The 15,713-nt window shown below is 47.6% G+C and carries 14 protein-coding genes; 8 read left to right on the forward strand and 6 right to left on the reverse strand.

What is annotated here, in order from left to right; genetic code table 11:
• The first annotated feature begins 5 nt into the window (after positions 1-5).
• The 3 genes from IQ217_RS08670 to rnc are packed head-to-tail and all read left to right on the forward strand — an operon-like array spanning position 6 to position 1,350.
• Complete coding sequence (locus tag IQ217_RS08670; RefSeq protein WP_194019642.1) at positions 6-413, forward strand: SxtJ family membrane protein; 408 nt, start codon at positions 6-8, stop codon at positions 411-413.
• A 34-nt stretch (positions 414-447) separates the two neighbouring features.
• The gene (locus tag IQ217_RS08675; protein WP_190599471.1) at positions 448-609 is read left to right on the forward strand and encodes a DUF5989 family protein; all 162 of its coding nucleotides are present in this window, start codon (positions 448-450) and stop codon (positions 607-609) included.
• 6 nt (positions 610-615) lie between these two features.
• A complete protein-coding gene (gene rnc / locus IQ217_RS08680; protein ID WP_194019643.1) occupies positions 616-1,350 on the forward strand; it encodes a ribonuclease III in 735 nt (244 codons plus the stop codon).
• Positions 1,351-1,370: 20 nt separating this feature from the next.
• Here rnc and hypF read toward each other — a convergent pair whose 3' ends face one another.
• Positions 1,371-3,674, reverse strand: coding sequence for a carbamoyltransferase HypF (hypF, locus tag IQ217_RS08685; RefSeq protein WP_194019644.1), 2,304 nt, complete (start codon positions 3,672-3,674; stop codon positions 1,371-1,373).
• A 45-nt stretch (positions 3,675-3,719) separates the two neighbouring features.
• Positions 3,720-5,216 carry an FAD-dependent oxidoreductase gene (locus IQ217_RS08690; RefSeq protein ID WP_194019645.1) on the reverse strand — a complete coding sequence of 499 codons (1,497 nt, stop codon included), beginning with the start codon at positions 5,214-5,216 and terminating at the stop codon, positions 3,720-3,722.
• Between the two features lie 138 nt (positions 5,217-5,354).
• Between IQ217_RS08690 and IQ217_RS08695 the strand changes: the two genes are divergently transcribed.
• A complete protein-coding gene (locus IQ217_RS08695) occupies positions 5,355-6,140 on the forward strand; it encodes an ABC transporter permease (protein WP_190599467.1) in 786 nt (261 codons plus the stop codon).
• Between the two features lie 145 nt (positions 6,141-6,285).
• On the opposite strand, the gene IQ217_RS08700 is transcribed toward IQ217_RS08695, so the two are convergent.
• Complete coding sequence (locus IQ217_RS08700; protein ID WP_190599466.1) at positions 6,286-6,939, reverse strand: ribonuclease D; 654 nt, start codon at positions 6,937-6,939, stop codon at positions 6,286-6,288.
• Between the two features lie 33 nt (positions 6,940-6,972).
• Positions 6,973-7,827 (reverse strand): DUF3747 domain-containing protein, encoded by an 855-nt coding sequence (locus IQ217_RS08705; RefSeq protein WP_228023996.1) that lies wholly within the window; start codon positions 7,825-7,827, stop codon positions 6,973-6,975.
• A gap of 312 nt (positions 7,828-8,139) precedes the next feature.
• On the opposite strand from IQ217_RS08705, the gene IQ217_RS08710 reads away from it, so the two are divergent.
• Positions 8,140-9,360 (forward strand): 4-hydroxy-3-methylbut-2-enyl diphosphate reductase, encoded by a 1,221-nt coding sequence (locus IQ217_RS08710; protein ID WP_194019647.1) that lies wholly within the window; start codon positions 8,140-8,142, stop codon positions 9,358-9,360.
• On the opposite strand, the gene IQ217_RS08715 is transcribed toward IQ217_RS08710, so the two are convergent.
• A complete protein-coding gene (locus IQ217_RS08715) occupies positions 9,343-9,981 on the reverse strand; it encodes a DUF3318 domain-containing protein (RefSeq protein ID WP_194019648.1) in 639 nt (212 codons plus the stop codon). The genes IQ217_RS08710 and IQ217_RS08715 overlap by 18 nt on opposite strands.
• A 305-nt stretch (positions 9,982-10,286) precedes the next feature.
• Here IQ217_RS08715 and IQ217_RS08720 point away from each other — a divergent pair, with 305 nt between their 5' ends.
• Positions 10,287-11,483, forward strand: coding sequence for a class I SAM-dependent methyltransferase (locus tag IQ217_RS08720; RefSeq protein WP_194019649.1), 1,197 nt, complete (start codon positions 10,287-10,289; stop codon positions 11,481-11,483).
• A 27-nt stretch (positions 11,484-11,510) separates the two neighbouring features.
• On the opposite strand, the gene IQ217_RS08725 is transcribed toward IQ217_RS08720, so the two are convergent.
• Positions 11,511-12,551 (reverse strand): hemolysin family protein, encoded by a 1,041-nt coding sequence (locus IQ217_RS08725; RefSeq protein WP_194019672.1) that lies wholly within the window; start codon positions 12,549-12,551, stop codon positions 11,511-11,513.
• A 105-nt stretch (positions 12,552-12,656) separates the two neighbouring features.
• On the opposite strand from IQ217_RS08725, the gene IQ217_RS08730 reads away from it, so the two are divergent.
• Both IQ217_RS08730 and IQ217_RS08735 read left to right on the forward strand, forming a co-directional pair.
• Positions 12,657-14,009, forward strand: a complete 1,353-nt coding sequence (locus IQ217_RS08730) for a four-carbon acid sugar kinase family protein (protein ID WP_194019650.1) — start codon at positions 12,657-12,659, stop codon at positions 14,007-14,009.
• A gap of 159 nt (positions 14,010-14,168) precedes the next feature.
• Positions 14,169-15,689 carry a cryptochrome/photolyase family protein gene (locus IQ217_RS08735; RefSeq protein WP_194019651.1) on the forward strand — a complete coding sequence of 507 codons (1,521 nt, stop codon included), beginning with the start codon at positions 14,169-14,171 and terminating at the stop codon, positions 15,687-15,689.
• Positions 15,690-15,713: the final 24 nt, after the last annotated feature.

Consider the following 15,713-nt stretch of genomic DNA (forward strand, 5'->3'; position numbering starts at 1 on the left):
GTGTTATGACGAATACGAAGACTGCCCCCACGGTCAAAATGCTGCGGGAATTTGCCTGGATTATGGCAGGGATGATTGCCTTTCTATTTGGTCTACTCATTCCCCTGCTCAAGGGCCACGGATTACCCGTATTGCCCTGGACGATCGCCGCTGGCTTTGTTTTTCTGGGACTGTTCACTCCCCGCAGTTTGGGCCCGGTGTATGAACTATGGTTAAAAATTGGCCATGTTTTAGGGTGGATTAATAGCCGCATTATCCTGACCCTAATTTTTGCGTTGGTGGTTACCCCCATGGCCCTGGTGATGAAATTATTGAAAAGGGATACCATGGCCCGTCAATTGGAGCCTCAACGGGTAACCTATCGATCACCTTGTCGTCCCCGGGACATTAACCATCTGCAAAAACCCTACTAACTCCAATTGTTGATCAACGCTTAAAAATAACTTTATGGAAGGATTTATTGAATTATTGCAGGATATTTGGGGATTTTTGCGGCAAAGAAAAAAATATTGGCTATTACCACTGATTTTAACCCTGGTCCTTCTGGGAGCGTTAATTGTTTTCACCCAAGGATCGGCGATCGCCCCTTTTATTTACACCCTCTTTTAAGCCCATATGTCCCTGCTTCCCCATCGTCAAACCCAGTTAAAGGCCCTACTGCGACGGTTGGGGTTAACCGAGAATGATCCGGTGGATTGGAAGCTACTGGATTTGGCCCTGACCCACGCCAGTCAATCCCCGGAAGAAAATTATCAGCAACTGGAGTTCGTTGGCGATGCGGTGGTGCGATTAGCTTCAGCGGAAGTGCTGATGGAACACTACCCCCAGACTTCGGTGGGGGAAATGTCTGCCCTGAGGGCTATTTTGGTCAGTGATCGCACCCTTGCCGGTTGGGGAGAATTGTATGGCCTAGACCGATTCCTGTGGATTACCCCCGCGGTATTAGCAGATAAAAATGGGCGAGTTTCCCTAATGGCAGATAGCTTTGAAGCTTTATTAGGAGCCCTTTACCTGAGCGTAGGGGATTTGTCTTTGATCCGCCCTTGGTTGAGTGAACATTTGCGCGCAAAAGCCGTTGAAATTAGACAAGATCCTGCCCTCCATAACTATAAGGAAGCCTTGCAGGCATGGACCCAAGCCCATTACAAATGTTTGCCGGAATACCGGGTAGAACCCCTGGATCAAAATTTGCCCCAGCAATCAGGTTTTCAGGCAACGGTTTGGCTTGGCGATCAACCTTTAGGTAGTGGCAGCGGTCCATCAAAAAAAAGTGCAGAACAGGCCGCCGCTCAACAAGCTTACCAGGAATTCATTGCAAAGGAAATTTTACCCATTTCCAAAATAAATTAGGACAATTAAGAGGAATAAGGCTAATCAATATATTGCCTGGGCTGAATTTTAGCTAACAATTGACCTATACAGAGAGCGCCGTCATTGGGGGGGAGTTGCCTAGGCCAAAGGGGAGAAAAGCCAGCCTTTTTTAGGGCAGAAATAACGTTGGAAAGTAAATAACGATTTTGGAAACATCCTCCCCCCAAAACTACTTTTTCGACTCCTTGGCGTTTAGCCACAGCTACAATTAAAGCCACTAGGGTGTTATGAAATTTAGTCGCAATTAGATTGATTTTTGTTCTTTCTTCCATGGTTATTGCCCTAATTAAGGGCTGCCAATCCACTACTAATTTATTTCCCTGATCTATCAAGGTAAAAGGGTAATATTCCTTTGTTAAATCAGGTCTGGCTTGATCTTCCAAAACCATGGCAGCCTGACCTTCAAAGGTTACTTGGTCAATCAATCCGATTAAAGCGGCAATGCCATCAAACAAGCGACCCATACTCGAAGTTAAGGGTGCTTCCCCCCGTCGCCAAAGATGGTGTAAATTTTTGTTATTTAGATCCTTATTTAAGTTGGTGGTTATTTCGTCTTTAAAACCATTGTTGAAATCCAACCAATTTTTTAAATAATCCGCAGAAAAATTATCACCAAAAGTTGACCATAACAGCGTCAAGGCAATGCGATGGGGATATTTAATTGCCTGTTGATTACCTAATAAAACAAATGGTCGTAGATGGCCAACTCTGTGCCAAGTGTCATGGGTGATTTTAAGAAATTCTCCTCCCCAAATGGTGCCATCTATACCGTAGCCCGTGCCATCCCAAGCAATGCCTAATACAGGCTCTTTCATAATTTCATGTTCCGCCATAACTGCTAAAATATGGGCATAGTGATGCTGCACAAAAGTGATAGGTAAAGCTTGATTTTCGGCGTACTGATGACTGAGATAGTCAGGATGTAGATCAGCAATAATTTCCTGGGGAGAAAAATCGTATAGTTGGGTTAAATGGGCAATTGTTTGCTCAAATGCTTGGTAGGTGGAGATGGTATCTAAATCTCCTAAATGTTGGCTAAGATAAGCTTGATTCTGTTTGGCGATCGCCACCGTATTTTTATAATGACCTCCCACCGCTAATAAATGTTTAGGAGAGGACTGAGGTAAGGTGATAGGTTGGGGAGCGTAACCCCGGGCTCGGCGTAAAAACAAGGTTTCCCCTGCCACTATTTGCACTACAGAATCATCCACTGGACAAACAATTGGGCGATCGTGAACCAGGAAACCATCGGCGATATTTTTCAGACGGTTTAAAGCATCAAAATTATCAATGGCAATGGGTTCCCCTGCCAAATTACCGCTGGTGGCTACAATGGGATTATCTAGCTCTTTTAGTAATAAATGATGGAGGGGCGTATAAGCTAACATCACTCCCACAGTGGAGTTATCAGGGGCAATGTTTTCTGCCAAAAATAACTGGGACTGTTTGCTTAACAACACAATGGGAGCGGCGGCACTCTGTAACAACTCAATTTCTTTCTGGTTGGGTTGATAATGCTCCATAATTTGACCAAGATTGCCATACATTACCGCCAACGGTTTATCTGGTCGTTGTTTTCTTGCTCTGAGCTTTTTTACTGCCTTAAAGTTATTAGCATCACAGCATAAATGAAAGCCCCCTAAGCCTTTGATAGCGATAATATTACCTACTTTTAAATTATCAACAGCCAGATCTAAAGCATCATTTTCCTGGGCAATTATCTTGCCTTGGTAGTCCCAAAAAGCAAGTTGAGGACCACAGCGGGGGCAGGCATTGGGTTGGGCATGGAAGCGCCGATCGCCAGGCTGTTCATATTCCCTTTCACAGTCAGCACATTGGTAAAATTTAGCCATGGTAGTACGACAACGGTCATAGGGTAAGGCTTGAATGATGGTGTAACGAGGACCGCAATGGGTACAGTTAATGAAAGGATAAAGATAACGGCGATCGCCAGGATTAAATAATTCTGCTAAACAAGCAGTACAAGTAGATAAATCTGGCAAGATGGTGGCGGTTTTAGGTCCATCACTACTGGGGCGGATAGTAAAGTTAGTAAAATTTTCAAAAGGTAACTGTTCAACGGTTAACTCTTCAATCAAACCAGGGGAAGGTAATGCCTTAGTTAATCTATCCGTAAAGTTGGCGATGGCCCTTTCGTTAGCAGTAATAACAACGGTGGCTCCTTGGGCAGAATTATTTACCCAACCGTTTAGTCCCATCTCCTGGGCAAGGGTATAAACAAAAGGACGAAAACCCACTCCTTGTACCCTTCCCTGCACTTGTATGGCAACGGTTTTTAACATTATTCTACTTCCATTAATATTGTTAAATAACCAACCATTCCACAGCTAGGAATTAGCTTTATTTTTCAAATGAGCCGCCAACAATTGATGGGGATAGGGAGAAGCGACGAGGGCTTGAGCTTGATCGCAATAGGCGTGATAATCCTGATGGTTCCGGTCAATTTCTGGGGCTGGCAAAATGGTTTTTAACTGCTTGAGAGTTTGCACTGCCACTGTGGGAAAGAAGGAAAACTTACCCGGTAATACACAAAGATAATTACTTTGGGGATTCACTTCAATCCAATAGCTATAACGACGTTTTTGAACATCGTCACTAATAAATTCTGTTTTAACGCAATCGTAGCTCCAGAGTTGACGTTGATATAAATTGTCTTCGCCAAAATACCGTGCCGCCGTATCTAAAAGTAATTCAATTTCCCCACTAGCTAAACAGTCATTTTCATCGCTAACATAGCCGGAGTTAGCCAGCATGGAATAATTGAAAAATTGTGAAGAGTCAAATATATTTGCCCGCTGGAAAAAATGATTGAAATGGTAAGAATTCTTGGTGGACATCCGCACAAAATTATGGGGACTAACGGCAGGATAAGCCACCACCATGGTGCTGCGACTCCGTTTCAGCTTGGCTCGCACCTGGAGGGTGGGTAAAATCCGATCAAAGCCTGCTCCCACTGCAAAAATAAACGCGTTGGCCTTCAGGTAATGTTGCTGTCCCTGGCGATCCCGATAAAAGATACTTTGTACCCTCACCGGGCCATAACGATCTACATTAATTTGTTCTAAATTAATCCCGGTGGCGATTGCCGTTCCGTGGGCCAGGGCGCTGGCCGTGAGATCCTGCAAAATGCCCTGGGTATCCATGGCACAGTCCAAACTTTTCAGCAGGGCATAGTCACTGGGTTCTACCCCATGGCTGAGGTCAAATTGTTGGCAATAATGGCTAATTTTTTCCGACTGACTTAAGAGGCTACAGCCCCGCTGTTCATAACTTTCTAAATGGCCATAGTCCGGTGCTGCCGCTGCATGACCCGTCGGCGATCGCCAATTGAACTGTTGCCCATAGGCCATTTCTAAACGGCCTAACACCCGCTTTAACTGCATTTCCAACTGCACCCGATCGCCCTTGAGGCCAGACTGGAGCATTTCTGGGGAATGGCGTTGGGGATGGATGAGATAAACCGGATTGGGGTCAAACCAACCTGCGCCGCTAACTGTGGGGCGATAACCGTGGTCATACTTTCCTAGGGTGAGATTACAGCGACCGGCAAAATAATTGCTGTAGTGGTTGAGTAAATCTTCCACCCCATTAACACAGTTAAAAAAAGTCTGGCCGTCATCCTGGCCTGAATATAAAGCCCCCGTGTGGAACCAGCCCTCCAATTTGCCAGAGGAATCCCCCCCCAAATGGCTATTTTTTTCCAACAACTGCACTGACAGGTTAGTATGGCGGGCCACATATTCGGCGATCGCCACCCCTGCAATGCCTCCCCCAATGATGGCCACATCGACCCGATTAATTGCCGCTGCACTAAGTTGGACCATAAACTATGCTGAACTCATCCATGGGAGCCTTAACCCCCCTATTCTAGATTTAATCTGGCAACCCAAGGCCATGGCTAGGTACAGCAACCTGAGCTTAGGGTTCTCGGACACTCCGCCACTGTCGAACTTTCTCTTCCCATGACCACCCTGTATAATCTACTCGCCATTCTTCGTAAAGAACTACTAAGCTATTTTAGCTCTCCTTTTGCCTATGGCATTGCCGCTATTTTTTGGTTAATGTCGGGAATTTTCTTTTCCCTAATGCTCAGTCAAATTATTTCCAACGTCGAATTTTTACGACAGTCTGGTTTTGCTGAGCCAGTGGATGTGGCGGGGGATTTTCTCTCTAGTTATTTGGGCTTAATTATCTCGTTAATTTTAGTACTACTGCCGGCCCTTTCCATGGGACTGTACGCCGAAGAAAGAAAGCGGGGCACCCTAGAATTGTTGGCCACTTCCCCGGTTACTAATTGGGTGGTAGCAGTGGGCAAGTTAATGGGAGCATTACTATTTTTCTCGGTGCTGTTGGTCCCCCTGTGGATTTATCAAATCATTGTCTTTTCCGCTGCCAATCCTCCCCTACCCAGTGGTTTAGTGCTGGTGGCCAACGGAGCTGTCATTCTGGTGGCGGCGGCGGTGCTTTCCCTCGGAATGTTCATTTCCTCCCTGACAGAAAACGTGATTATTGCCTACATCCTCACCTTTGTTTTAATTTTGATGCTCTGGATTATGGACGTGTTTGCCCAAAACCTGGGCGGGGCGATCGCTGATATCTTCGCCTACCTTTCCCTCTTCCAAAGCTATCAAGATCTGATTAACGGGGTGATTAATAGTAAAAGCTGTGTGTTGTTTGCCAGCTACATTTTCCTGGGCATTTTCCTTACCGCCCAGTCCATCGAAGCCCTAAGATTTCAACGTTCTTAGAGAGTTTTTTAAATGCTTCTAATGCTCCTCGGTTCGTCCACAAGGTTCGGGGGGGACTAGAATAAAATCCCCAAAAATTGCGGTTGCTTTAATTGGTTGATTGAGAGAACAAACTGAAACTTTGCCCACAGGCTCCTAAGTTAAATTAACCGGGCCCGCCGTGCTCAAACACATTGCCATACATACCCAAATCCAGCGTTACCATCACCGGCAAACACTCGAAACAACGTTGAGCTAACCGCAAACGATCCTCCCTGGCCAGCATTTCTTCTAACTTGTGCCTTAGGGGAATCAAATAACGCACATCATTGGCGGCATAGGCTAATTGAGCCTTACTCAAATTGGCAGCGTTGCCCCAATCGGAACATTGGGAAGATTTATCCAACTCCACTTCCACCAACTCCTGCACCAGCGTCTTGAGTCCATGGTGGGAAGTGTAGGTGCGGGCAATTTTGCTGGCGATTTTAGTACAAAAAATCGGATAGGTTTTGATGTCAAAGGTGTGTTTCAGTTGGGCCGTGTCAAAACGAGCAAAATGAAAGATTTTGGTTATGGCTGGGTCTTGCATCAGCCGGGCCAAGTTAGGAGCTTCCTCCTGACCCTTAGCAATGCGTAAAGCCGTTACATTGCCCTCTGGATCACAAATTTGCACCAAGCAGAGGCGATCCCGATGGGGATTTAAACCCATGGTTTCCGTATCCACCGCAACTTCTTTGCAAGATAAAAGCTGCTGGCAAACGTCTTCGGGTAAATCGTAGTCAAAAACTTGGAACTGATTCAAAATGTCGGCAGAGGGCATGGTAGGCAACAAAAATCAATGAAGGAAAATTTCCTAGCGGCGAAAATCCGCCGGGGTAGGGGTGCGGCGTCGGGGAGGATTGGGGTTAACCACGGGGGCTGGTTTGGGGGTAACGGTTTCCAGTTCCTTGGCAACGGAGTTTTCTTCGGTCACAGTGGTGGCACTCTCCTCTTCCACCACCATACCGGACTCGTTGTCAGCAGGGGCTTGCTGCTGAATGATAATTTCTGCTTCGGTTTCTGTTACTTCCGTTACGCCTGTGGCCGTGGGGGGATTATCTTCCAGGGGCTGAACTGGCTCCGGAGCAATAAGCTCTTGTTTTTCTGGGGTAATTGGCTCTGGAGTTACGGGGCTAACGGCCGTTCCCCCTAAGATGGCAGCCTGGGTACCACTGATGTAGTAGTGCCCTAAGATTTGACCTTCGTAGGTACGTTTGGTGAACTGCCAGCCTGGATTGAGCTGTACCTGCATGAAGCCTGCGCCGATACCTTTGGTGCTACCGACAATAAGTTCGGGGCCGCGGCCGTTACGGGAAGTGGCTACCAACACCAGTTCATTTCCCCTGGGCACAAGACGCAGTAAGTAATCCAAGCCATAGTCCTGGCCATCGATGCGGATGGAATAGCCGTTGCTGTCTGTGGCGCGGCGACAGTGGCCAGTGAAGTCAAAATTTAACAGCAGGGGATCCACCATGGCCGGTGCTCCGGGGGTGACATCCCAACATTTATTTTTGCCAGGAATCTGCTCAATTACTAAAAGGTCATACTTGGTGGTTTCAACGCCGTAGGGACGGGCCACTGCAATTACTTCGGTTTGCTCGATCGCCGTTTCGGTGAAAGTGCTGGCAGCGAGGGGAGTTAAGGGAGCTAGGGCAGCCCCGACAGCCATGGCCAGGAGGGGGTGTGGGAAAAATTTCCAATTCATAGGACAAATAGTCAACGTGGCATAGGATTGTTAACCCCATCAAGCCCGAAAATGTTCCCCAACGGAGCCCCGGAGAGACAGTCTGCGGGTTGGAACAGACCGCCTGGGAACCGAGCTCAGTCAAGATTGCTAGCCTATTCTACCAAACAGGTCCACGGTGCTTTGCCCCTGTCCTAAAAATCGAGGAATGGCAATGTCCTTGGAGCTTTTCTAGCGGTTAGGGGGAGAGGATGTCAAAATGGAACAACATAATACAGGTGACATTCTCGTTTTTCTATGGATACCAAAGCTTTTAAACGATCTCTGCACCACTCCGACAATTACCACCGCAAGGGATTTGGCCATGGGGAAGAGGTGATGGGGGTGATGAATACGGAATATCAAAGCCACCTAATCCAGGAAATTCGTCAAAACAATTACCGCCTGGAGCGGGGGGATGTCACCATTCTGTTGGCGGAGGCCTTTGGTTTTTGCTGGGGTGTGGAACGGGCCGTGGCCATGGCCTACGAAACTCGTCAGCATTTTCCTGGCGATCGCCTTTGGATCACCAATGAAATTATCCATAACCCTTCGGTGAATCAACGACTGCGGGAAATGGAAGTAAACTTTATTGATGTGGTCAACGGGGAAAAAGATTTTAGTGGGGTGGCCAAGGGTGATGTGGTGATTCTGCCGGCCTTTGGGGCCAGTGTGGAGGAAATGCAACTCCTCAACGACCGGGGTTGTACCATTGTGGATACCACTTGCCCCTGGGTTTCCAAAGTCTGGAATTCCGTCGAGAAACATAAAAAGAAAGAGCACACTTCGATCATCCACGGTAAATATAACCACGAAGAAACCATTGCCACTAGTTCCTTTGCCGGTACCTATTTAATTGTTTTAAATATGGCCGAAGCCCAAAAGGTTTGTGATTATATTCTCCACGGCGGCGATCGCCAGGAATTTTTGGATTATTTTGCCAATGCCCATTCCGTTGGCTTTGATCCGGATGAGGATTTAGTCCGCCTGGGGGTAGCAAACCAAACCACCATGCTGAAAAGTGAAACGGAAATGATTGGCAAATTGTTTGAAAAAACCCTGCTACAAAAGTATGGCCCGACAGAGTTAAATAATCATTTTATGAGTTTTAATACTATCTGTGATGCTACCCAGGAACGGCAAGATGCCATGTTTGATCTGGTCAAGGAAGACCTGTCGCTAATGGTGGTTATCGGTGGTTTTAATTCTTCTAACACCACCCATCTCCAAGAAATTGCAGTGGAACACGGTATTCCTTCTGTGCACATTGACAGTGGCGATCGCATTGGGCCGGGCAATCGGGTGCACCATAAACCCCTGGGTAAGGATCTGGAACTGTTGGAACCCTGGCTACCGGCGGGCAAAATTACAGTGGGGGTGACCTCCGGTGCTTCTACCCCGGATAAGGCGGTGGAAGACGTGATGAAAAAAATTCTGGCCATTAAGGAAGCTGAACCGGTGTTAGAAGTTGCGGGATAGGGATGGATCCGGGCTGGTTTGGCTGTTGAGCATGAGGCGCAAATTTTGACAGCGCAGCAGTTCGTTAAAACTGAGGGTGCTGCGGTTTTCGATCCGGGCGGTGTTTTCGATCGCCGTTAACAAGGCCTGGATGGCCTCTTTTTGGTTATAGCCCCGACGTACCGCCACTTTGAGAGCTTGGGCATCAGCTTCGATTTCCCGTTCATTACTTTGGTAACCCCGCCAAATTTGCTGGGCCGCCAAAGCCGTCAGACCACCGGCCACCACCATACCGACGCCATCCCTCTGCCAAAGCTGTACCCCCACGGCGATCGCCCCCGCCACGGTCAATCCCTGATACAAATCCGGCTTGAACCAGCGGATATTAACCAAACGACAGACCACGCTCAGCATGAGTAAATCCCGTTCCTGGATGGTCAACTCCCACCAAAGACTGAAATTAATTTTCACCAGGCGATCGCCAAATTGCCAAGGCTTAGGAAAATCACAATCGATCACCCGGGACTGTTTCGGTTGGGCATGGAGTTTGACTAGCATCCGCCCTGAAGCCGGCATCAACTCTTTCAGACGACGAATTTCCGTTTCTTGGTCACTGCCTTGATAGGTTCCCTGGCGGTTCATGGTGATTTAAATCTTAGCTAGCATTGACTTCAAGTCTGACACATACTTTCAACAACGTTAAACAATAAATGTTGGCAATTATTATGGCAATGTTTAGCGGATTGTATGCCCTTTCCGTTTCGGCTTGACGCCAAAGGAACCGTTTTGGTGAACAATTAATGAACAATCGTCAAAAATCCTAGTCAGTGGCCTAAAGCATTCCCCCCCTTGTACTTTCAGTCTGGCCCCTTACTGCACCCCCCTGGAGGAAAATGACCAGTTGACCGATCGCCGCCATCTTGACTTTTCCCTGTTCCCCACCATCCATGGCCCAGAATATTCTCCCCGCTCTCCTTGACCACATCCGCCAAAGCCCCCAACAACGGCTCACTTTTGCGGAGTTTATGGAGTGGGTACTCTATCAACCCAATTACGGCTATTACAGCAGTGGCCAGGTGGACATTGGCATTCGAGGGGATTTTGTCACGGCGATCGCCTTGGGGGCCGACTTTGGGGAACTGTTAGCTGAGCAATTTTTGGAAATGTGGCAGCGGCTGGGGGCACCAGATCGCTTTGATCTTTTGGAATTGGGGGCGGGAACCGGGGCCTTTGCCCAAACCGTGTTGGCCCAGGCGCAAAAGCTACATCCAGAATTTTTTGCTGCCTTGCAGTACCACATCATTGAGGAGTCCGCCGCCCTCCGCCGCAGACAAACTGAGCTATTAGGGCCCTGGCGAGAAATGGGCAAAATACAATGGCAAACTTGGCCGGAGTTGGCCAATGACAGCTTAGTGGGTTGTTGTTTTAGCAATGAATTCTTCGATGCTCTGCCTGTCCATCGGGTGGGCATCAAACAAGGGGTTTTGCAAGAGCAGTATATTGAGGCAGGGCCAACGGACCTGATCAGTGTTTGGGACGACCTGTCCACTGAAAAATTAGTGGATTACTTTGCCAGCTTTGGTTTGCAACTGACCAGTCCCCCCTACGGGGAAAATTATGAAACCGAAGTCAATCTAGCCGCCCAACAGGCCCTAGAAGAAATCGCTCGGGTTTTAGCCCAGGGGTGGGTATTAACAGTGGACTATGGCCATCCAGCGGGGAAATACTACCATCCCCAACGCAGCGGAGGCACTTTGCAATGCTATTTTCAACAACGGCACCACGACAATCCCTTTGTCAATTTGGGGCAACAGGACGTCACTGCCCATGTCAACTTCACTGCCCTGGAATGGTGGGGAGAATGCTATGGTCTGAACCGTTTAGACTTTAGCCAACAGGCACCTTTTTTGATGAATCTTGGCCTTGGCGATCGCCTAGCAGACCTATCCAGTGGTCAGTATGATTTGAACGAAATTTTTTCCCGACGGGCTATTTTGCACCAATTAATTGATCCCAATGGTCTTGGTAAATTTGGGGTGCTATTACAGGGTAAGGAGCTAAATACCTCGATGAAGGAACCAACTTTGCGGGGTTTTAAGCCCCCAACGGCATTGGAAATAGGAAATTTACCAATAGCGGGCTAGGCGGCAAACTTCCCCCATCGAGAAATTCTAGGCAGCCAGCCCCCGTTGTTTCAATAGGGTTTCTCTTTTCTTGCGGGCAATTTCCTGGAGGTCGATGTTTTTATCGGTTTCATCGACAATTTCCCCTGTTAAAACTTCAATCACATCCTCTAAAGTAACCACCCCGGCAACGCCGCCATACTCATCAATAACCACCATCAAATGTTCCCGCTTTTCTTGGAATTGTTTAAGCAATTTATCGGCCCTCATGCCCTCGGGCACAAATTGGGCTGGTCTGGCTAGCTCACCAATGGTTTTATCCCCTTCCCCTTGGATTAAAGCAGTTAATAAATCCTGTTTGAGGGCAATACCTAGCACTTCGTCAATATACTCATCGATAATCAAAATCCGGGTATGTTGGGATTGGATAATATCCTGTTGACATTCCCCTAAAGTTAGTTCGCCCAAAAGATAGGTGATAATCACCCTTGGGGTCATTAAATCCACCGCCATTAAATCATTGAGCTGGAAAACCCGTTGAATCATTTGTTCTTCATCCCCCTCAATTACCCCTTCTTTGTAACCAAGGGTAGCTAGAAACTTAATTTCCGCCTCGTTGGTGCTAGGCATTCTTTTGCCGTGGGTAAAGGGATTGGTAATCTGCTCAATTAACCACACCAGAGGAGTAAAAAGTAAAGTTAAAAATCTCAGGGGAATGGCGATCAACAGGGCGATGTTAGTGGCGTATCTTTCCCCTAGGGTTTTAGGAATAATTTCACCAAAAACAATAATCAATAGGGTCAAGACCCCAGAAAAAACTCCCATCCAAGCATCTTGCAGGTGTTTGGCCGCCAGACTGCCGATGGTGATACTACCGACGATATTAAAGATGTTATTGAGTACGACTATGGTACCAATGGGGCGATTCATCTTGTGGCGAATGGCCTGCAGGGCGATGGCAGAAGGATTATTTGATTGGGACAACTGCCGCACTTTGACCAGGGGCACAGAAAACAAAGCTGCTTCGGAACAGGAACAAATACAAGAACCTAATAAAACAACGAGAATAACCGCCAGAATTTCCAGCATAAAAGCCCAAAACGAATCTACCAAAATTATAGACCATGGCTATTTTCCCCTAGACTGGAGGCCTAAGGACAAAATCTTCACGAATTCTGCACATTCTTCTTTCCCATGGCTGACCCCACCAAAATCATTGTCATTGATGATGACCCCACCGGTTCCCAAACGGTTCACAGTTGCCTATTACTGATGCAGTGGGATGTGGCAACTCTGCGGCGAGGCCTGCAGGATCAAAGCCCGATCTTTTTTATCCTCAGCAACACTAGGGCTTTGCCTCCGGCGGAAGCGGAAGAGGTGGTAACGGAAATTTGCCAGAATTTAAAACTGGCCCTAGCGGCGGAAACCGTTGATCACTACTTAGTGGTGAGTCGCTCTGATTCTACCCTGCGGGGCCATTACCCCTTGGAAACGGATGTGATTAACCGGGAGTTGGGGCCCTTTGATGCCCATTTCCTCGTGCCAGCTTTTTTTGAGGGGGGCCGGGTAACGAAGGACAGTGTTCATTATTTGATTGTGGACGGTGAATTGGTGCCAGTGGCAGCCACGGAATTTGCCCAGGATTCGGTGTTTGGCTATCACCATAGTTATTTGCCCGATTATGTGACAGAAAAAACCCAAGGTAAGATTGGAGCCGCCCAAGTGGAGCGCATCACGCTGGGGGATCTTAGTAATGCTGATAATGCTTCCTCGGATAAATCCCTAGGCGATCGCCTGATGGGCTTTAGCCATAATCAATGCGTGGTGGTGGATGGGGAAACTCAAAAAGATTTTGATTGCCTAGCGAAAAGCCTGCTCATAGCCAGTGGCCAGGGCAAACATTTTCTGTTGCGGAGTGCGGCCAGTATTCTCACGTCCCTTGCTAATTTGGGACCCCAGCCGGTGGCTCCAGTGGCCATGGCTAGCTATAAACCTACCGACCAACCAGGGGTAATTTTGGTAGGCTCCCATGTGCAAAAAACCACGGAACAGTTGATGACATTGCTCAAGGACGAAACGGTGCAGGGCATTGAAATTCCAGTGCAACAGTTGCGGGATCATCCCGACAGTGAAGCCGAAATCATTGCCAACGCTTTAACGACGGTGAACGAAATTCGGGCTGGGGGAAAAACACCGGTAATTTACACCAGTCGGGGGGAATTAAGTTTTGCTTCGGTGCAGGCACGGTTAGACTTTGGCGTTACCCTGTCCCAACTGTTAATGAAAATTGTTCAACAATTACCCCAGGACATCGGCTTTTTGATCAGCAAAGGAGGTATCACTTCCAATGATGTACTCAGTGTGGGACTACAGTTAACTTCTGTGCGCCTGTTGGGGCAAATTATCCCTGGTTGTTCTTTGGTTCGGACCGCACAGGATCATCCCCGTTTTCCCCTTTTGCCGGTGGTGTTATTTCCCGGTAACGTCGGCAATGCTCGGGGTTTAGCTACGGTCTATGAAAGGTTGTCCCGAAAGTCTAATTCTTGAGACATTTTTCTTGATTTACCCTAATTATTATTGTCGGTTTCCCTACTCATAACCTGCTTTGACCAGGGCTGGTGGATTTTCAACTAGGCCTTTTGCTATTGGCGATCGCCGGCCGTGGATAACAGCGACTTTACCCGTTCCTCACACAAAATTACTGCTATGACCATTGGCATTTGGGTATTGGGAGATCAACTTTGGTTGGGGCAAGCGGCCTTAAAAAGCTATCAAGATAATCGCTCACAAGTCCCCGTTCTCTTGATTGAATCGGCAGAATTTGCCCGCCAACGGCCCTACCATCGCCAAAAATTAGTGTTGGTTTGGTCCGCCATGCGGCACTTCGCAGAGGAATTGAGGGCCGAGGGCTGGTCGGTTACCTATGAAATCGCCGAAGACTTCCTCACTCCCTTATACCATTGGCTCAAAACCCAGGGCATTAGCCATCTCCAAGTCATGACCCCCGGCGATCGCCCCTTTGAAGCCTGGTTACGGTCTCTTAGTCTGCCCTGTGAACTGACCCTATTGCCCAACAATCATTTTCTCTGGTCCAAGGAAGATTTTGCTGCCTGGGCTGGCGATCGTAAGCGCCTATTGCTAGAGGATTTTTATCGGGCCGGACGTAAACGTTGGCAAATTTTAATGGCAGACGATCAACCCGTGGGGGGCCGCTGGAATTTTGATCAAGATAATCGTAAGCCTGCCAAAAAGCACCTTTCTCCCCCCATGCCCCTCTCCTTTCCCCCCGATGGCATTACCCAGCAGGTGATCGAACGGGTGAAACAATTAAATTTGCCTGGCCATGGGCAATTATCTGGCTTTCAATGGGGAGTCAGCCGTCAAGATGCTCGGCAAGGGCTGCAATACTTTATTGATGTCGGTTTGAGTCAATTTGGCACCTACCAAGATGCCATGGTGATGGGGCAGAAAACCCTATGGCACAGCCTCATTTCTCCCTATTTAAATTTAGGATTGTTGGCTCCATTAGAAGTTATTGAAGCAGTTACCAACGCCTTTGCCACTCAAAATATTTCCCTGAACAATGTTGAAGGGTTTATCCGTCAAGTTTTAGGTTGGCGGGAATATATGCAGGGCCTTTATCAATGGGTAGATGAAGACTACGGCCAGAGTAATTGGTTTAACCATGACTTTCCTTTACCTGAGTTTTATTGGCAATCCAGCCAAGCCAAAATGAATTGTTTAACTACCGTTTTAAAACAGGTTGAACAGACGGGATATGCTCACCATATTCAACGGTTAATGATCCTCAGCAATTTCGCCCTAATTGTCGGCGTCAATCCTCAACAACTCCAGGAATGGTTCCATGCGGCTTTCATTGATGCCTATGATTGGGTAATGCAAACTAATGTGTTAGGAATGGGGCAGTTTGCGGACGGAGGATTATTGGCATCAAAACCCTATGCTTCCTCTGCCAATTACATCAATAAAATGAGTGACTATTGCCAACAATGTCCCTACAATCCCAAAGCCAGAACTGGCAAAGATGCCTGTCCTTTTAATTATTTCTATTGGGACTTTCTCGCACGACACCAAGAAAAACTACAGCACACTGGGCGGATGGGCCTTATTTTGGCTAATTTGAAACGTATTGATCCAACCGAAATGTCGGCAATGCAGAAGTTGGCAGAGGACTGGCGTCAGGCCCATGTAGGCCCATGCCCATAGCAAATTCCCATTCAAGACACTCCA

It is taken from the genome of Synechocystis salina LEGE 00031, assembly GCF_015207985.1.
Lineage (GTDB): Bacteria > Cyanobacteriota > Cyanobacteriia > Cyanobacteriales > Microcystaceae > Synechocystis > Synechocystis salina.